General features: G+C 71.4%; 17 protein-coding genes. 14 read left to right on the top strand and 3 right to left on the bottom strand.

Going from position 1 to position 16,671, the window contains the following annotated elements; translation table 11 throughout:
- The first annotated feature begins 28 nt into the window (after positions 1 to 28).
- The 13 genes from LIV37_RS45195 to LIV37_RS45135 all read left to right on the top strand — a co-directional run bounded on the left by LIV37_RS45195 (position 29) and on the right by LIV37_RS45135 (position 13,015).
- Positions 29 to 679: a TetR/AcrR family transcriptional regulator gene (locus LIV37_RS45195; protein WP_020873768.1), complete on the top strand. Its 651-nt coding sequence runs from the start codon at positions 29 to 31 to the stop codon at positions 677 to 679.
- Positions 680 to 720: 41 nt separating this feature from the next.
- Positions 721 to 1,227, top strand: a complete 507-nt coding sequence (locus LIV37_RS45190; protein ID WP_121826763.1) for a DinB family protein — start codon at positions 721 to 723, stop codon at positions 1,225 to 1,227.
- Positions 1,228 to 1,735: 508 nt separating this feature from the next.
- Positions 1,736 to 2,767, top strand: coding sequence for a 2,5-dihydroxypyridine 5,6-dioxygenase NicX family protein (locus LIV37_RS45185; RefSeq protein ID WP_020873766.1), 1,032 nt, complete (start codon positions 1,736 to 1,738; stop codon positions 2,765 to 2,767).
- Between the two features lie 31 nt (positions 2,768 to 2,798).
- Positions 2,799 to 4,070 carry an FAD-dependent oxidoreductase gene (locus LIV37_RS45180; RefSeq protein WP_020873765.1) on the top strand — a complete coding sequence of 424 codons (1,272 nt, stop codon included), beginning with the start codon at positions 2,799 to 2,801 and terminating at the stop codon, positions 4,068 to 4,070.
- A 120-nt stretch (positions 4,071 to 4,190) separates the two neighbouring features.
- Positions 4,191 to 5,594 carry an MFS transporter gene (locus LIV37_RS45175; protein WP_020873764.1) on the top strand — a complete coding sequence of 468 codons (1,404 nt, stop codon included), beginning with the start codon at positions 4,191 to 4,193 and terminating at the stop codon, positions 5,592 to 5,594.
- 49 nt (positions 5,595 to 5,643) lie between these two features.
- Complete coding sequence (locus LIV37_RS45170) at positions 5,644 to 6,492, top strand: FAD binding domain-containing protein (RefSeq protein ID WP_020873763.1); 849 nt, start codon at positions 5,644 to 5,646, stop codon at positions 6,490 to 6,492.
- Positions 6,489 to 8,861, top strand: coding sequence for a xanthine dehydrogenase family protein molybdopterin-binding subunit (locus LIV37_RS45165; protein ID WP_020873762.1), 2,373 nt, complete (start codon positions 6,489 to 6,491; stop codon positions 8,859 to 8,861). Before LIV37_RS45170 ends, LIV37_RS45165 begins: the two co-directional genes overlap by 4 nt.
- Positions 8,858 to 9,397: a (2Fe-2S)-binding protein gene (locus tag LIV37_RS45160; protein WP_020873761.1), complete on the top strand. Its 540-nt coding sequence runs from the start codon at positions 8,858 to 8,860 to the stop codon at positions 9,395 to 9,397. The genes LIV37_RS45165 and LIV37_RS45160 overlap by 4 nt, the downstream gene beginning before the upstream one ends.
- Entirely contained in the window at positions 9,388 to 10,029 is a 642-nt protein-coding gene (locus tag LIV37_RS45155) for an SRPBCC family protein (RefSeq protein ID WP_020873760.1), read from the top strand. The genes LIV37_RS45160 and LIV37_RS45155 overlap by 10 nt, the downstream gene beginning before the upstream one ends.
- Entirely contained in the window at positions 10,026 to 10,733 is a 708-nt protein-coding gene (locus tag LIV37_RS45150) for an isochorismatase family protein (RefSeq protein WP_020873759.1), read from the top strand. The genes LIV37_RS45155 and LIV37_RS45150 overlap by 4 nt, the downstream gene beginning before the upstream one ends.
- Positions 10,730 to 11,581 (top strand): alpha/beta fold hydrolase, encoded by an 852-nt coding sequence (locus tag LIV37_RS45145; RefSeq protein WP_020873758.1) that lies wholly within the window; start codon positions 10,730 to 10,732, stop codon positions 11,579 to 11,581. The genes LIV37_RS45150 and LIV37_RS45145 overlap by 4 nt, the downstream gene beginning before the upstream one ends.
- A 36-nt stretch (positions 11,582 to 11,617) precedes the next feature.
- Positions 11,618 to 12,454: a maleate cis-trans isomerase family protein gene (locus LIV37_RS45140; protein WP_020873757.1), complete on the top strand. Its 837-nt coding sequence runs from the start codon at positions 11,618 to 11,620 to the stop codon at positions 12,452 to 12,454.
- Between the two features lie 81 nt (positions 12,455 to 12,535).
- Positions 12,536 to 13,015: a MarR family winged helix-turn-helix transcriptional regulator gene (locus LIV37_RS45135; RefSeq protein ID WP_254807155.1), complete on the top strand. Its 480-nt coding sequence runs from the start codon at positions 12,536 to 12,538 to the stop codon at positions 13,013 to 13,015.
- Between the two features lie 8 nt (positions 13,016 to 13,023).
- Here LIV37_RS45135 and LIV37_RS45130 read toward each other — a convergent pair whose 3' ends face one another.
- The 3 genes from LIV37_RS45130 to LIV37_RS45120 form a co-directional block, all read right to left on the bottom strand.
- Complete coding sequence (locus tag LIV37_RS45130) at positions 13,024 to 13,488, bottom strand: hypothetical protein (RefSeq protein WP_020873755.1); 465 nt, start codon at positions 13,486 to 13,488, stop codon at positions 13,024 to 13,026.
- 141 nt (positions 13,489 to 13,629) lie between these two features.
- Complete coding sequence (locus tag LIV37_RS45125) at positions 13,630 to 14,625, bottom strand: helix-turn-helix transcriptional regulator (protein WP_020873754.1); 996 nt, start codon at positions 14,623 to 14,625, stop codon at positions 13,630 to 13,632.
- 105 nt (positions 14,626 to 14,730) lie between these two features.
- On the bottom strand, positions 14,731 to 15,927 hold the full coding sequence (locus LIV37_RS45120) for an IS110 family RNA-guided transposase (RefSeq protein ID WP_167525781.1): 1,197 nt from the start codon (positions 15,925 to 15,927) through the stop codon (positions 14,731 to 14,733).
- A gap of 232 nt (positions 15,928 to 16,159) precedes the next feature.
- Here LIV37_RS45120 and LIV37_RS45115 point away from each other — a divergent pair, with 232 nt between their 5' ends.
- Positions 16,160 to 16,582, top strand: a complete 423-nt coding sequence (locus LIV37_RS45115) for a DUF3224 domain-containing protein (protein ID WP_020873753.1) — start codon at positions 16,160 to 16,162, stop codon at positions 16,580 to 16,582.
- Positions 16,583 to 16,671: the final 89 nt, after the last annotated feature.

Raw genomic sequence — 16,671 nt, 5'->3', positions numbered from 1 at the left:
GGGTGGCGGATGGGCTTAGGTTGGCCCCATGACCGCTGATCGAACCGCCGCTTCCGCTTCCGGCGCCCCGCCCGCCTCCGCGTCCGGAGCGTCCCGCGTCGAGCTGATCGCCGACACCGCGCTGGCGCTGCTGGCCGAGCGCGGGATGCGGGGGCTGACGCACCGCGCGGTGGACGAGGCGGCCGGGCTGCCGCTCGGCTCGACCTCCAACCACGCCCGGACCCGCGCCGCCCTGCTCAAGGCGGCGGTCCGGCGGCTGGCCCAGCGGGAGGCGGAGGTGCTGGCGCCCGACGAGATGCCGGGCCCCGCCGGTGCGGCGCCGGACGGAACCGATCCGGTCGCGCCGCTGGCCGACGCGCTCGCGCTCGCCCTGCACCGCTCGCTCACCACCCAGCGCGATCTGCTGATCGCCCGCTACGAGCTCGCACTGGAGGCGACCCGCCGCCCCGAGCTGCGGGAGTTCTACGACGCCACGGGGCGCGGCTTCCGGGAGCCGCTCGAGGCGATGATGGCGGCGCTGGGGTCCACCGAGCCCCGGCGGCACGCGCGGTCGCTGGCCGCCTGGTGCGAGGGGCTGATGTTCAGCTGCGCCGCGGGCGCCGACCACGACGCCGTACCGGACCGCGCGGCGCTGCGCACCGGGTTCGGGGAGCTGCTGCGCGGGATGCTGGACGGATAACGCGTGGCGGGCCGGGTGGCGGCGCCGCCATCATGACCGCCATGACAGCCACAGAACGTCCCGACCCGCCCCGGACCGCCGATGAACGCACCAGCCTGGAGGGGTGGCTGGACTTCCACCGCGCGACCCTCGCCCTGAAGTGCGAGGGGCTGGCCGACAAGCAGCTGCGCGAGGCGTCGGCGCCGCCGTCCGGGCTGACCCTGCTCGGCCTCGTACGGCACATGGCCGAGGTCGAGCGGAGCTGGTTCCGGCGGGTGCTCGGCCAGCAGGACATAGCGCCGATCTGGTACAGCGAGGAGGATCCGGACGGGGAGTTCCACCTCACCGACGAGGACACCCCGGAGGCCGCCTTCGCCATCTGGCGGGAGGAGGTGGCCAAGGCCAAGGAGGCCGCCGCGGGCCGCTCCCTGGACGATGTCGTCACCCGTCGCGGCCGTGGGGACTACAACCTGCGCTGGATCTACCTCCACATGATCGAGGAGTACGCCCGCCACAACGGCCACGCCGACCTCATCCGCGAGCGGATCGACGGCGTCACCGGCGAATAGCGACGCCGCGTCAGCCGGGGCCGCGGGGCAGACGCCCTGCGGCCCTCGCACGTTCCCGCGAGGATGGCCATCGGAAGCCCTCCCTGGAGGTGGCGCGCCGCCGAGAACCAGCCATCGCCAGGCAGCTCGGGGCGCGCGATCCGGATGTGAACAGAAACCATCCGAGCACGTACGAACTCTCGGCGCAAGGCTTCACGCCAGCCGCAATCATCTTTCGTTCATCTTCGTGAACCCGGGAAAGACGGCCGACATCTGGGGAAAATGCAAGGTCAGCGAGCATGTTCCGCCCGCTGGGGGCACCCCGCGAGGTGGGCTGATCACAAAAAAGTTTGGCCGTACCCCTTGCCAGACCCAGATCGTACGCGTTCGGATTAATTGCGTCGGCGGCGCCCTTGAGACCCACGTCTCCGCATGAAGCCACCTGGCCGCATGGCTGGATCTATACCTCTACGCCCGCCCGGACCGTGCGATCACCGTCTGCCACCTTCCCCCTCCCCAGGAGCGAGACATGCTCGACCTCACCTCCGTTGACCTGCTCGACGCGTTCACCCAGGAGCTGAAGCTGTGCAAGCTCAAGCCCGATGAGCACGTCGTCGTCCTGTCCGAGCCCACCAGCCGCGGCGACTACGTGGCGGCCGCCTTCGGCGCGGCCAAGTCCTGCGGCGCGCATGTCATCGCCGCCACGGTCCCCGGCGGCAACCCGTCGCCTTCGGACAGCACCCGCACCGGTGCCGGACCCGGCCTGAGCGCGGTGCTCGGCGACACCGCCGCGCAGGACCTGCTCAAGGCCGCCGACCTCGTCGTGGACCTCACCCGGGAGGGCTTCATCCACGCCCCGCTCCAGCAGGAGATCATGCGGACGGGCACCCGCATCCTCTTCGTGTGCGACGCCCCCGACGTACTCATCCGCAATCTGCCCAAGCCGGAGGACAAGGCGGAGGTGCTCAAGGGCGTCAACCTGCTGAAGAGCGCATCCGTCATGCGGGTGACCTCCGAGGCCGGCACCGACCTGACCGTCGAACTGCCGGGCGCCAAGCCGGAGTTCCAGGTGGGCTTCGCCGACGACCCGGGCCGCTGGGACCACTGGCCGAGCACCATGGTCCTGTGCTGGCCGCGGTTCTCCGAGGGTCGGATCGTGCTCTCCGAGGGCGACATCCTGCTGCCGTTCAAGGAGTACGTACGTCAGCCGGTCACTCTGGAGATCGCGGGCGGAAACATCGAGAAGGTGTCCGGTGGCGCCGAGGCCCACCTGCTGAACACCTTCTTCGACGACGCGGACGACGAATGGGGACGCAGCCTGTCCCATATGGGCTGGGGCCTGATGCGCACCGCCGACTGGTTCGCCACCGCCCTGTACGGCAAGGAAGAGCTGATGGGCATGGACGCGCGGGCGTTCGCCGGGAACTTCCTGTGGTCCACCGGACCCCACCCCGTACTCGAGCGCGAATCGTACGCGCACGTCGACATCGCCATGCGCGGCTGCACCGTCTCCGTCGACGGCCAGGACGTCGTCACCGCGGGCCGACTCGTCGACCACTGATCCCGCCGCCGCACCTGCATCTGGAGAGAAGATGGCATCCACCCAATCCCTCGACGTCGTCATCGTCGGCGGCGGGCTCGGCGGAATGACCGCCGCGCTGTCGCTGCGGCAGCGCGGGCATCACGTGACCGTGCTGGAGCAGGCACCGCAGTTCGGCGAGATCGGCGCGGGTATCCAAACGGCGCCCAACGCCAGCCGGGTCCTGCTCGGGCTGGGGCTGCGCAAGCAACTGGAGGCCATCCGCACCGAGCCCCAGGACCAGGTGCGGCGCCGATGGAAGGACGGCAGCATCATCGGGCTGACCCAGCTCGGTGACTACTGCAAGCAGCAGTACAACGCGCCGTACTGGCACTACCACCGGGCCGATCTGCACGGTGTCCTCACCGATGCCTGCGTCGACCCGACCGGCCCCGGCCCGGTGGTCGCACTGCACACCTCGAGCCGGGTCGGCGAACTGGACCGGAGCGACCCCCGCCGCCCCGCGGCCGTGACCGATGACGGCCGGCGCTTCGAGGCCGACGTGCTGATCGGCGCCGACGGCATCCGTTCCCGGGTCCGCGACCTCATAGGCCTCCCGGACACCCTGCTGTTCTCCGGCGAGATGGCCTTCCGGGCCCTCATCCCCGGCGACCTCATCGCCGCCGACCCGGCCACGCGCTTCTTGATGGACCGCTTCCAGAGCACCATCTGGTACGGCCCCGACCGGCACCTGGTCCACTACATGATCCGTGGCGGCGAGTACCTCAACGTCGTCGGCTGCGTCCCCTGCACCGACGAGATCGCCGAGAAATGGACCGGCTCGGCCACCGCGGAAGACCTGGTGAACGCCTACGAGGGCTGGGACGACCGGGCCGCGGCGATGCTGTCCAAGGCCAAGGAGGACGTGCTCTCCTTCGCCCTCTACCACCGCCGCCGCGACCCGGTCTGGATGGACGGCCGGGTGGCCCTCCTGGGCGACTCCTGCCACGCCATGCTGCCCTACCAGGCGCAAGGTGCCTCCCAGGCCATGGAGGACGCCGCCGTACTGGCCGAGGAACTGGGCCGTATCAACGCCGACGGCGTCGAGGGAGCGCTGCGGGCTTACGTGGACCGGCGAGCCAAGCACGCCGGAATGGTCCAGGACGCCTCACTGCAGAACAAGACCTTCTACCACTATCCCGACGGCCCCCAGCAGGAGGCCAGGGACGCCCTGCTGCGGCGCGGCTTCGACGGCGAATCCGACGTCTCCTACCACTGGTTGTGGAGCGGCAGCCCGCTCGAGGACCCGGACCTGGGCGCCTTCGACTACCGCTTCGCCCGCTGACCGGCCCCTCCCCTCCCCTTCCCCTCCCGCTCATCCCCGCCCCCTCCGGGGCCACTTCCCGCTCATCCACCTCGGTGTCGCCCCGCGCGGGCACATCCCCGAACACCCCGTGGAGCGACAGTGAAAACAGGCGACCAAATCGTCCAGGACCTCCCATGGAGATGGGGGGTCCAGGGCAGGATCTTCATCATCGGCGGCCTCGGCTACCTCTTCGACGCCTATGACATCGCCCTCAACGGCTTCCTGATGCCGCTGCTGGGCGACCACTTCCACCTCTCCCTCTCCCAGCGAGGCCTGGTGGCCACCGCCAATCTGGTGGGCATGGCCGTGGGCGCGGTGACCTGGGGCGCGATCGCCGACCGCATCGGACGCAAGAAGGCCTTCAGCGTCACCTTGCTGATCTTCGCGGTGTTCTCGGTGGCCGGTGCCCTGGCCCCGAACTACGGGATATTCCTCGCCCTGCGCTTCATCGCGGGTGTCGGACTGGGCGGTTGTGTGCCCGTCGACTACGCCCTGGTGGCGGAGTTCTCCCCGACGAAGTACCGCGGACGCGTACTGACCGCGCTGGACGCCTGGTGGCCGATCGGAGTGACCCTGTGCGGTCTGGTCTCGACGGCCATGCTGTCCCTCGAAGGCAACTGGCGGTGGATGCTCAGCGTGATGAGCATTCCGGCGCTGCTGCTGTTCTGGGTGCGCAGGGGGGTGCCGGAGTCGCCCGTCTACCTCAGCAGGAAGGGCAGGGAAGCCGAGGCGCGGGCCGTCATCGACGATCTGGTCGCCCGCACGGGCGCGCCCGTCGAGCCGTACGTCATTCCCGCCCCGGTGCCCGAGGCCGGGGGGAACGGCCCCCGCGCCGCGCTCGAACAGCTGCGCGCGGTCTGGAAGTTCAGCCCGCGCATCACCTCCGCCGCCTGGCTGCTGTTCGCCACCGTCATGCTGGTGTACTACGCGGCCCTGAGCTGGCTGCCGTCCATCCTCAAGGAGGAGGGCCTGGGCGACACGGCCGCCTTCATGAGCACCACGCTGATGAGCGCGGTCGGCATCGTCGGCGTCCTGACCTCCACGGTGCTGGTGGACGCGGTCGGCCGGAAGTGGCTCATAGGGGTCTCGGCCCCGATCGCCTCTCTGGCGCTGGTGGTGTTCGCGCTGGTGATGCGCATGCCGACGGGGTCCGTCGTGGCCATCGCCGTCTTCGGCTTCCTGATGCAGCTGACCATCCCCGCCATGTACGCCTACGCCTCCGAGCTGTACCCGACAACGCTGCGGGCCAGCGGCTTCGGCTGGGCGTCCTCGTTCAGCCGGGCGCTCACCGGCTTCGCCCCGATGCTCTTCGGCTCGGTGATGTGGCCGCTGCTGGGGCTGCCGCTGACCTTCGGGGTACTGGCCGCGGCCGTCCTGGGGGCCGTCATCTGGACGGCGTTCGCGGCGCCCGAGACCAAGGGACGCGACCTCGACGAGGACGACCCGGCCGCGGTGCCCGCCCCCGCGTCCCCGGAGCCGGCCGTCGGCCAGCCGGTGCGCTGAAGGGCGGCCCGCCCCGACCGGGCCGGCCTCGGAAAACGACAGGAGAAACATGAAGCCCGCTCCCTTCCAGTACCACCGGGCGCGCGACGTCGAGGGCGCCACGGCACTCCTGGCCGAACTGCCCGACGAGGCCAAGGTCATCGCCGGCGGCCAGAGCCTGGTCGCGATGATGAACTTCCGGCTGGCCCGCCCGGGGCATCTGGTCGACATCGCCGGCCTGCGCGAACTCGACCACCTCGGAGTCGAGGCCGACGGCGGGCTGCGCATCGGGGCGCTCACCACCCATCACACGGTGGAGACCGCGCCCGCGGACCGGCTCGGGGCGGGTTTCGGGGTCATCCGCGACGCCATGCGATGGATCGGCCATCTGCCGATCCGGACCCGCGGAACCGTGGGCGGCAGCATCGCGCACGCCGACTCGACCGCCGAGTGGTGTCTGCTGGCCGTGCTGCTCGACGCCGAGTTGGTGGCCCACGGCCCGCGCGGGCGGCGTCGCGTCCCGGCCGGAGAGTTCTTCTTCGGCTACTACACCACCGCCCTGGACCCCGACGAGATCCTCGTGGAGATCGTCTTCCCCCGCCCGGCGCCGCACGCGGCGCTCACCGAGTTCGCCGAGCGTCGCGGGGACTTCGCCATCGTCTCCGCCGCGGTCGATCTGGCGACCGACGGCCGGTTCGTCCGCGGCGGCCGGGTGGCTCTGGGCGGTGTCGCCGCGATGCCGGTACGCGTGCCCGAGGCGGAGGCCGTGCTGGCGGCCGGCGGCTCGTTCCGGGACTGCGCGGAGGCGGCGGCCTCCGCCGTGGATCCGCCGAGTGACGCGAACGGCAGCGGCGACTACCGCAAGCACCTCATCCGCAATCTGATCGAGCGAGCCTGTGAGGAGGCGATGGCACGATGACGTCCGCCAAGGACGACCGGCTGGTCGGCAGGTCGGTGGCGCGCCGGGAGGATCCCCGGCTGCTGTCCGGACGTGGCCGTTTCGTCGACGACATCGAGCTGCCCGGCATGCTGCACGCGCAGTTCGTCCGCAGCACGGTCGCTCATGGGACGATCACCGAGATCGATCTGACGCGGGTGCGTCAGGTCCCGGGTGTCGTCGCCGCGTTCACCGCCGCCGATCTGGAGCTGGGTGATATCACCGCCCAGCTCGGCCGCCCGCTCTCGGAGTTCGTGCCGACCGCCATGCCCGTCCTCGCCCGCGACCGGGTCCGCTATGTCGGCGAGCCCGTCGCCGTGGTCGTCGCCCGCGACCCCTATCTCGCCGAGGACGGCCTGGAGGCCGCCAAGGTGACGTACGCGCCCCTCCCGCCCATCACCTGCGAGGAACAGGCCCTCGCGCCCGGTGCTCCGCGGGTGCACGCGGAGGCCGCCGGGAACACCCTGGTCGACGTCGGCCTGTTCGCCACCGAGGGCATCGACGAGATCTTCGACCAGGCTCCCTGCGTGGTCCACGTCGATGTGCGAACCGGCCGGCAGAACGCCCTGCCGCTGGAGACGCGTGGCGCGGTGGCGCAGTGGGACGCCCGGGAGGAGCAGCTCGTCCTGCACACCTGCACCCAGACGCCGCATCAGGTGCGTACCGTGGCCTCGCGCTGTCTGCGGCTGGACGAGCGCGCGGTGCGAGTGATCGTCCCGGACATGGGGGGCGGCTTCGGCCTCAAGTGCGTGGTCGGCCGCGAGGAGATCGCCGCCGCGGCGGCCGCGCTGCGGCTGGGCCGGCCCGTCAAGTGGATCGAGGACCGCAAGGACGCCCTGTCCGCCTCGTTCCTGGCCCGGGAACAGCACTACACCGCACGCGCCGCCTTCGACGCCGACGGCCGGATCCTCGGCCTCGACGCGGACGTGGTGTGCGACATGGGCGCGTACTCCTGCTACCCGTTCACCGCCGGTATCGAGCCGCTGATGGCCTCCGCCGAGATGCCCGGCGTCTACAAGGTCCCCGCCTACCGGGTGCGCGGCCGGGCCATCACCACCAACAAGGCGCCTACCGCCCCCTACCGGGGCGTGAGCCGTCCGCAGTACGTCATGGCCATGGAGCGGCTCATGGAGCGCGCCGCCCGCGAACTGCGCCTGGACCCGGTGGAGATCCGGCGCCGCAACGTCATCACCGACTTCCCGTACACCGGCGTCAACAACATCACCTACGACCCCGGTTCGTATCTGGAATCCCTCGACCTGTGCGAGCGGGCGGTGCGCGAGGCGGGCTGGTACGACCGGCAGGCCGCGGCCACGGCCGAGGGCCGGCACATCGGCATCGGCTACAGCTGCTTCAGCGAGCGCACCGGCTACGGCTCCGCCGCCTTCGCCCAGCGCAAGATGGAGGTCGTGCCCGGGTTCGACCTCGCCGAGGTCCGGATGGACACCAGCGGCGCGGTCACCGCCACCACCGGCACCATCAGCCACGGGCAGAGCCATGAGACGACCATGGCGCAGATCGTCGCCGATACGCTCGGCCTCGACATCGCCAAGGTCAAACTCCACCAGGGCGACACCGATCGCATCACCTACGGCTGGGGCACCTTCGCCAGCCGCTCGATCGCGGTCGGCGGCAGTGCCGTACGGCTGGCGGCGGGCAAGCTCGGCGACAAGCTCCGCGCCATCGCCGCCGACGAGTGGGGCATCCTCCCGGAGGAGACCGAACTGGACCGGGGCCGGGTCCGCCGGCGCGACGACCCGGATGTCGCACTCTCCTACGAGCACCTGGCCGACACCGCCTATCTCAAGTCGCATCTGCTGCCCAAGGACATCGACCCGGGCCTCACCGCCACCGCCGTCTTCGACGTCCACAACGACGGCACCTTCTCCAACGCCACCCACGGGGTGGTGGTGGAACTGCACGAGGGCACCGGGCAGGTGGAAATCCTGGCCTACTTCTGCGTCGAGGACTGCGGTGTCGCCGTCAATCCGCAGGTGGTGGAGGGGCAGTGCCGGGGCGGCATCGCACAGGGCATCTCGGGGGCGCTCTTCGAGCAGATCACCTACGACGCCCAGGGCGAGCCGTCGGCCACCAGCTTCATGGACTACAAGGTGCCCACCGCCCATGAGATCCCGGAGGTGGTGATCCACCATCTGGAGACCCCTTGTGCCTTCACCGCGACGGGAGCCAAGGGCGCGGGCGAGGGCGGCACCATCGGGGCCCCCGCCGCCGTACTCAACGCCGTCAACGACGCACTGCGGCCCACCGGCGTCGAACTGGACAACACGCCCATCACACCGGAGACGGTCCACCGTGCCCTGATCCCCCGCACACCGGAGCAGACACCATGAACGACACCACCGGCCTGGGCGACGACGTCCAGCTCATCACGCTCGACGTCAACGGGACGTGCTACGAGGTGATCACGGCGCCGCGCCGCACCCTGGTGGACGTGCTCCGCCACGATCTGCGGCTGACCGGCACCCACGTCGGCTGCGAGCACGGGATCTGCGGCGCGTGCACCGTGCTCGTCGACGGGCTCCCGGTCCGGGCCTGTCTGATGTTCGCCGCCCAGGCGGAGGGAGCGCGGATCACCACCGTCGAATCCCTCGCCGACTCCGGCACCGGCGAACTCAGCGATCTCCAGCGGGCCTTCACCGCCCACCACGGCCTGCAGTGCGGCTTCTGCACCCCCGGCTTTCTGATGCTGGCCCAGGGCTTCCTCGCGGAGCGGCCGGAGGCGACCAAGGAGGACATCCGGGAGGTCGTCGCCGCGAACCTGTGCCGGTGCACCGGCTACCAGACCATCGTCGAGGCGATCGACGCCTGCGCGACCGCCCGGCGCTCCCAGCGGGCCGCGGGCGCCGAGGAGGACTCATGCAACTGATCAATACCGTTTCCGTCCAAGCCGAGCCCGACGCGGTGTTCGCGCTGCTCGGCGACGTCCAAAGGGTGGCGTCCTGTATGCCCGGCGCCGCTCTCGAAGGCCGTGACGGCGATGCCTGGCGTGGCGCGGTCAAGATCAAGGTGGGCCCGATCTCGGCCGCCTATGCCGGCACCGTGCGCTTCCTGGAGGTCGACGCCGAAAAGCGGAGGCTGCGTGTCCACGCCAGTGGCGCCGACACCCACGGCAGCGGCGATGCCGAGGCCGAGGTCTCCCTGGAGGTCGTCCCGGCCGAGGGCGGCGCCCAGCTGAACCTCTCCACCGACCTGGTGATCCGGGGCAAGATCGCCCAGTTCGGCAAGGGCGCCATCGGGGCCGTGTCCGACAAGATTCTCCAGCAGTTCGCCCAGAACCTCGGCAACCTCCTCCTTCGGCAGGACGGCGCGGAAGCGCCCCCCGCCTCCGGCGCGGCGCCCGCCGCGTCCGCTCCCGCGGCCGGTGCGCCCGCCGAGGTGCCCGGTGAGCTCAACGGGATGGTGCTGATCGCGGGTCCGCTGCTGAAGAAGTACGGCCCGGTCGCGGCCGCGTTCCTGCTCGGGTTCGTTCCGGGCTGGCTGCTGGGGAGGCGCCGATGAGCGGCGGACTGTACGGCCTGACCACCAACCGCACCTACCAGCGGGCCGGCTTCGGTGCCACGGTGCCGCGCGGCAGCCGTCCGGCGGTCGTCGTGGTGGACCTGACCCGGGGTTTCACCGAGGACTCGCATCCCTCGGGTGCCGACCTCTCCGAGGTGGTGGCCGCCACCACGCGCCTGATCGAGGCGGCCCGGCCCGCGGATGTGCCGGTGATCTTCACCGCGATCGCCTACACCGAGGCCGAGGCGTCCGGTGACGCGGTCGCCTGGCTGCGCAAGGCTCCCGGCATGCGCGCCCTGGTCGAGGGCAGCGATGCCGTGGCCATCGACCCGCGGCTGCCCATGCGGCCGGAACACGATCAGCTGGTGGTGAAGAAGGGGGCCTCTGCCTTCTTCGGCACGAGTCTCGCCGCCACCCTGACCGCTCTGGGCCGCGACACCGTCGTGGTGTGCGGCGCCACCACGAGCGGCTGTGTGCGGGCCACCGTGGTCGACGCCGTCCAGTCGGGCTTCCCGGTGCTGGTGCCCCGTGCCTGCGTGGGCGACCGGGCCGAGGGGCCGGCGGACGCGGCGCTCTTCGACATCCAGGCCAAGTACGGCGACGTCGTCACCCTCGACGACGCCGTCGGCTACCTCGGCTCCGTTCCCGCCCCGGCGGCTCCTGACGCGGCCCGGCGTTCCCATCGACGAGGAGACAGCACATGACACGGCGTTCGGTCCCGCAGAGCGCGCTCGCCGATCTGGCCGATGTACCCGCCACGAGCCGGTGGGCACGCTCCGGAGAGGTGCGGCTGCACGCCCTCGACTACGGCGGCGACCGGCCGCCACTGGTCGTCCTGCCCGGTATCACCAGTCCCGCGGTCACCATGGACTTCGTGGCACGCGAACTGACCGGCCTGGTCAGGCCGGTGGTGCTCGACGTACGCGGCCGGGGTCTTTCGGACGAGGGCGACGGCTACGGGCTGGAGGAGTACGCCGAGGACACCGAAGCCCTCATCACCCACCTCGGCCTCGACCGTCCGCTGCTCCTCGGTCACTCCATGGGCGCGCGGATCGCGGCGGCCGTCGCGGTGCGCGCCAAGGTGCCCCTGCGCGGCACCGTGCTGGCCGATCCGCCGATGAGCGGCCCGGACCGCGGGCCCTACCCCACCGCCCGGGAGGTGTTCCTGCGGCAACTCGCCGAAGCCCGGCGCGGAACGGACGCCGACGAGGTGGCCGCCTCCTGGCCCACCTGGCCGCGGCGGGAACAGGAACTGCGGGCCCGCTGGCTGTCCAGTTGCGCCGAGGAGGCCATCGTGGCCACGCACCACGGCTTCGAACACGAGGACTTCTTCGACTGGTGGCCCCGGGTGCCAGGACCGGCGCACCTGCTCTACGGAGCCGACAGTCCCGTCGTGACGGCGGAAGGGGCGCGGGAGGCCGCCGAGAGCAATCCGCGGGCGCCCCTGCACAAGATCCCCGGCGCCGGTCACATGATCTTCTGGGACGCCCCGGCGATCGCCACCGCGACGCTCCGCGACGCGCTGCGGACCATCCTCTCCCCGGCCGCCTGACCGGTACCCGCCGCCCCCTTCCGGAGGACCCACCCCATGGCAGACCATCACATCGGGCTGATCGTGCCCAGCTCCAACCTGACGATGGAGACCGAGCTTCCCCGGATGCTCAACGCGCGGGAGTCCATCGCGGCCGACGACCGCTTCGTCTTCCACGGCAGCCGGATGCGGATGAAGCACGTCACCCCGGACGAACTGCGCAATATGAACGCGCAGACCGAGCGTGCCGCCCTCGAACTGGCCGACGCGCGGCCCGACGTCGTCGCCACCGCCTGCCTGGTCGCCATCATGGCGCAGGGGCCGGGTCACCACTGTGCGGCGGAGGCCGACATCGCCTCCGCGCTGCGGGCCGAGGGCTCCCAGGCGCCCGTGGTCTCCAGCGCCGGCGCCCTGCTCAGCGGCGCCGAGGCGCTCGGCGCCCGCCGGGTCGCGATCATCACGCCGTATATGAAGGAGCTCACCGCCAAGGTGGTCGACTACATCGAGGACGCCGGGATCGAGGTGGTCGACGCGCTCAGCCTCGAAGTCCCGGACAACCTGGCGGTGGCCCGTCTGGACCCCGCCGATCTACGCGACCACTGGCGCCGCCTGAACCTGAGCGGAGCCGACGCGCTGGTGCTGTCGGCCTGCGTGCAGATGCCGTCGCTGGCGTCGATCCAGCCCGTCGAGGACGAGGCGGGGCTGCCCGTGCTGTCGGCGGCCACCTCCACCGCGTACCGCATCCTGACGGAGCTCGGGCTGCCGCCCGTCGTGCCCGGCGCCGGGAGCCTGCTCGGCGGCCGGCTCTCCCGGCCTGCCGGGAGCGGCGCCGGAACGACGACCGGTCGGAGCCCGAGCGGTACGGAACCGATCCACCTCGGTACCGGTCGGTGAGGCCGCGGCCGGGGCCGAAGGGTGCGCCGGCCTCCGCCCCGCTGTCCCTCGGCGTCAACCGTGCGTGCTTAAGTAGGTTCTATGACTGATCCCCCCCCCCCCCCCCAAACCGGGCCGGAGGCCCCCACTGCCCTGACGGCCGCGCCCGGCTATCAGGTCCGCCGTCTCTACCAGGCGTATCTCGCCGTGTGGGCACGGGAGGTGGACCCAGTCCTCACCGGCCCCCAGTTCGCGGTGTTGCAGACCGTGGAAGCCCATCCCGGCCAGGACCAGCGTTCCATGGCCGCCGCCGTCGCCCTGGACACCTCCACCATGGCCGATGTGGCCCGGCGGCTGGAGAACCGTGGTCTGCTCGCCCGGAAGACCGCGGCCGCCGACGGCCGCCGCAAACTGCTCTATCTGACCGACGCGGGCAAGGAGGCCCTTCAGGAGGCGAACCACCGGGCGCGCAGGCTCGACAAGATCCTCCTGGAGTCCTTCGACGAGGCGGAACGCGAACGGTTCGTCGTCAAGCTGAAGGCACTCGCCGACCGCTGGGAGGAGCTGGCGGAGGCGGCATAGCCGGACCTTCAGTCCCCGCCGGCGCCCTCCAGGACCAGCGTCAGCCGCAGGATGGCCGCCCGCACCCCGTCGCCGTACGGATCCTCACCGAGCGCGCCGGCGGCCTCGCGCGCCAGCGCCAGCTGACCCCGGGCCGCCTCCTCCTGGCCCAGCTTCAGATGGCCCGCGGCCACCTTGAGGTGGAGGGAGGGCAGGAACGCCCGCGGCGCCAGGGCTCCGGTGAGCGCGTCGGCGGCGGCGAGCGCCCGCAGGTCCCAGATCAGCTCGTCGAGCGGATCGTCCTGGGTGTCGGCCAGATAGTGGGCGAGGGCGCAGCGGTGGAACGGGGCGCCGTCCCGTTCGATCTCCCGCCACAGCGCGGCGAGGCGATTGCGCGCCTCCTCCCGGTCGCCGCCCCGGTGCAGCATGACCGCCTGCCCGATCCGGGTCAGTACGGCATCGCCCTCCGGCGCCTGCTGCCGCGCTTCCGCCATCGCCGCCTCCCGTCTTTCGGACGACGCTAGGGTCCTTCTGACGGATCTCCGCGGCGTCGCGGAGATCCGTCAGAAGGACCCTAGCCGCTCGCGCCCGCGCCGCTCGGCGTGTCGTGGCGCGGCGCGGCCTTGCGGCGGGCCTCAAGGGGTGTCGTCAAACGGGGTGTCGTCCGGCGCGCCGTAGCGGCGGGCCAGCTCGGCGACGGCGCGGACGACGGCCGACCGCAGCTCGGGCGGGCCCAGCACCTCGGCGTCGGTGCCCAGCCGCAGCATGTCGTGGACCGCGACCGGGAGCGACTCCACGGGGAGGACGACACGCCGTCGCCCCTGGTCGTCGGGCGGGCCCGCCGCGGCCACCGCCTCCGCGCCCGCCGCCCCGAACTGCATCGGGAGCAGCTTCACCCCGCGCTCGGAGAGCAGGAGTTCGGCCTCGCCCTGGAAGCGCATGGACTCCAGCCTGCGGGACGACTCCGCCCAGGAGGCGGCGAGGTCGAATCCGGCGGGCCGCTCGAAGACCTCCGCCAGCACCTCGGCGTCGAGGATCCGCGCCACCCGGTAGCTGCGCACGGAATCCTCGACCCTCGCCACCAGGTACCAGATGCCGCCCTTGAGGACGAGGCCCAGCGGGCACAGCTCGCGCCGCACCTCGCCGCGCCAGCGGCGGTAGTGCACCCGCAGGACGCGCCGCTCCCATACGGCCTCGGCGGCCGCCGCCAGATGGGGCACCGGCTCGGCGTCCCGGAACCAGCCCGGCGCGTCGAGGTGGAAGCGCTCCTGGATGCGCCGGGACCGCTCCCCCAGCTCGGCCGGGAGCGCCGCCCGCAGCTTGAGCTGGGCCGTGGTGAGGTCGGCGCCCAGCCCCAGCTCGGCGGCCGGGCCCGGCATCCCGGCGAGGAAGAGCGAGTCGGCCTCGTCGCCGGTGAGCCCGGTCAGCCGGGTGCGGTAGCCGTCGAGCAGCCGAAAGCCCCCGGCCGGGCCCCGGTCGGCGTAGACCGGCACCCCGGAGGCGCTCAGCGCCTCCACGTCGCGGTAGACGGTGCGCACCGAGACCTCCAGCTCGGCGACGAGCTCGGGCGCGGTCATCCGGCCCCGGTTCTGCAGCAGCAGGAGCAGTGAGAGAAGACGGTCGGCGCGCATGCGGTCCATTGTGGGCGCCATACGTGACAGAAGATGTCAGGTATGGCGGCCAGAGTGGCTTTCGCAGCCGATCCCGGCCCCGGAAAGGACTTCCCAATCGTGATGTCAAGCCGCAGTCGTGACGGGAGGTGAACCTTGGTAGCACTGTCCGTCACGGATCATCGCCCACAGGACGTTGAGCCTGCGGCGGGCGAGCGCGAGCAGGGCCTGCTTGTGGCCCTTACCCTCGCTTCTCTTCCGCTGGTAGTACGCCTTGGACGCGGGGCATTTCGTGATGCTGACCATCGCCGAGAGGTACATCGACCGCAGCAGTCCGCGGTGGTAGCGCCGGGGGCGGCGCAGGTTGCCGCTGACGCGGCCGGAGTCACGGGGCCTGGGGGCAAGGCCGGCGAAGCCGGCCAGGCGGTCGGCGCTGCCGAAGGCGTCCATGTCACCGCCGGTCGCGGCGATGAATTCGGCGCCGAGCTTGGGGCCCATACCGGGCAGGCTACGGATCACCTCGGCGTGCGGATGCTCGCGAAACGTGGCCTCGATCAGGGCGTCAAGCTCGACGATCTCCTCATCAAGGGCCATCACCCCCTTCGCGAGGCGGACCACCATGGCGGCCGCCAGCTTCTCGCCGGGCAGTGCGGTCATCTGGGCCCGGGCGGCCTCCACAACCGTCTTCGCCAGCGCCGCGGCACCGCGGACCTTGCGGTTCTTCAGCCAGGTCTCGATCCGCTGGACGCCGGCGCGGCGGATCGCGGCCGGGGTCTGGTAGCCGGTCAGCAGCATCACCGGGCCTTTATTGACCAGGTCCAGCGACCGCTCCAACGCGGGGAAGATCTCCAGCAGTTGGGCGCGGAGCCGGTTGATCTGCCGGGTGCGGTCGAAGACCACGTCAAGGCGCCGGTTGGTCAGCGTGCGCAGGTCGACAGCGATCTCGTCACCGGGCCTCAGCAGCCCGAGGTCCCGGCGAACGCGGGCCTGGTCGGCGATGACAAAGGCGTCCTTCGCGTCCGTCTTGCCTTCGCCCTTGTAGGTGGCCGAGGCACGGTGGACTGCCAGGCCGGTCAGATAGGCCATCGGCTGATCGTGGCTGAGGAGCAGGCAGATCAGCAGGGCAGCTCCGCCGTGGTTGAGATCGACGGCCCACAGCACGTCCGCGGATATCGCCAGGACATCGCCGATGAGGTGAAGCAACTCGGTCTCATCGTTCAGGACCCGGCGCGACAGCAGCCGTTCGCCGTCCGCGTTGATCACCACGCAGTGGTGGTGTTCCTTGCCGATGTCCACTCCGGCCCAGATCTCGGGCACGGCCACCTCCGCCAGCTCGCCGTCTCACATGTCACCCGCAGACGACCTCGCCGACGTTGTCCTACAGCAGCGATCGAGTCGCGTCTCCCAATTGGCGGTCGAGTCGTCGCGGGGTCCCGGGCGGCCAAGTCCTTTGAGCCTTGCCAACGGCGCCCACATGCCAGCCATACCCAGAACCCCTGGGCCCTCCGATCTTACGAATGACCAGAGCAACCACCCTTGAAAGGTAGGACCCACCATGACCACGCACACCACCGGCCACTTCACCTACGCCGACTGGCAGGAGACGGCCCTCGATGAGACCGAGGGCGGCGAGGGAGGCGAGGGCCGCGCCAAGCTGGCCCGGGCCGTGGTCACGAACGCCTTCTCGGGCGGCATCGAGGCACCGCGGACCAGCTGCCAGTACGCCATCACCTACCGGGCCGACAAGACCGGCGTCTGCTGCGGCTACGAGCTGCTGACCGGCACCCTGGACGGGCGCGCGGGCAGCTTCGTCGTGGTGCAGCACGGCAGCTGGGGCGAGGACGCCACCGTCCGCTGCACCTTCGAGATGGTGCCCGGATCCGGCACCGGCGAGCTGACCGGGCTCACCGGATCGGGCGCCTTCTCCGCCGTGCGGGGGGAGTCCGAGATCCCCTACAGCTTCGACTACACGCTCTAAGCAGTCAGAGGAAGTCCGCTACGGTTCGGGCAGCGCCCCGAAGGGGCGCGGGGCTGTGCCGATGTGCGGCTCCGCCGCGCGGGCGCGAC

The sequence above is a fragment of the Streptomyces rapamycinicus NRRL 5491 genome, from assembly GCF_024298965.1.
In the GTDB taxonomy this organism is placed as follows: Bacteria; Actinomycetota; Actinomycetes; order Streptomycetales; family Streptomycetaceae; genus Streptomyces; species Streptomyces rapamycinicus.
This window is presented reverse-complemented; position numbering and strand designations above follow the sequence as displayed.

Excerpts from the sequence above, each read along its gene's own strand:
- LIV37_RS45195 (WP_020873768.1), top strand. The coding sequence starts at position 29 with ATGACCGCTGATCGAACCGCCGCTTCCGCTTCCGGCGCCCCGCCCGCC.
- LIV37_RS45190 (WP_121826763.1), top strand. The coding sequence starts at position 721 with ATGACAGCCACAGAACGTCCCGACCCGCCCCGGACCGCCGATGAACGC.
- LIV37_RS45185 (WP_020873766.1), top strand. The coding sequence starts at position 1,736 with ATGCTCGACCTCACCTCCGTTGACCTGCTCGACGCGTTCACCCAGGAG.
- LIV37_RS45180 (WP_020873765.1), top strand. The coding sequence starts at position 2,799 with ATGGCATCCACCCAATCCCTCGACGTCGTCATCGTCGGCGGCGGGCTC.
- LIV37_RS45170 (WP_020873763.1), top strand. The coding sequence starts at position 5,644 with ATGAAGCCCGCTCCCTTCCAGTACCACCGGGCGCGCGACGTCGAGGGC.
- LIV37_RS45165 (WP_020873762.1), top strand. The coding sequence starts at position 6,489 with ATGACGTCCGCCAAGGACGACCGGCTGGTCGGCAGGTCGGTGGCGCGC.
- LIV37_RS45160 (WP_020873761.1), top strand. The coding sequence starts at position 8,858 with ATGAACGACACCACCGGCCTGGGCGACGACGTCCAGCTCATCACGCTC.
- LIV37_RS45155 (WP_020873760.1), top strand. The coding sequence starts at position 9,388 with ATGCAACTGATCAATACCGTTTCCGTCCAAGCCGAGCCCGACGCGGTG.
- LIV37_RS45150 (WP_020873759.1), top strand. The coding sequence starts at position 10,026 with ATGAGCGGCGGACTGTACGGCCTGACCACCAACCGCACCTACCAGCGG.
- LIV37_RS45145 (WP_020873758.1), top strand. The coding sequence starts at position 10,730 with ATGACACGGCGTTCGGTCCCGCAGAGCGCGCTCGCCGATCTGGCCGAT.
- LIV37_RS45140 (WP_020873757.1), top strand. The coding sequence starts at position 11,618 with ATGGCAGACCATCACATCGGGCTGATCGTGCCCAGCTCCAACCTGACG.
- LIV37_RS45135 (WP_254807155.1), top strand. The coding sequence starts at position 12,536 with ATGACTGATCCCCCCCCCCCCCCCCAAACCGGGCCGGAGGCCCCCACT.
- LIV37_RS45130 (WP_020873755.1), bottom strand. The coding sequence starts at position 13,488 with ATGGCGGAAGCGCGGCAGCAGGCGCCGGAGGGCGATGCCGTACTGACC.
- LIV37_RS45125 (WP_020873754.1), bottom strand. The coding sequence starts at position 14,625 with ATGCGCGCCGACCGTCTTCTCTCACTGCTCCTGCTGCTGCAGAACCGG.
- LIV37_RS45115 (WP_020873753.1), top strand. The coding sequence starts at position 16,160 with ATGACCACGCACACCACCGGCCACTTCACCTACGCCGACTGGCAGGAG.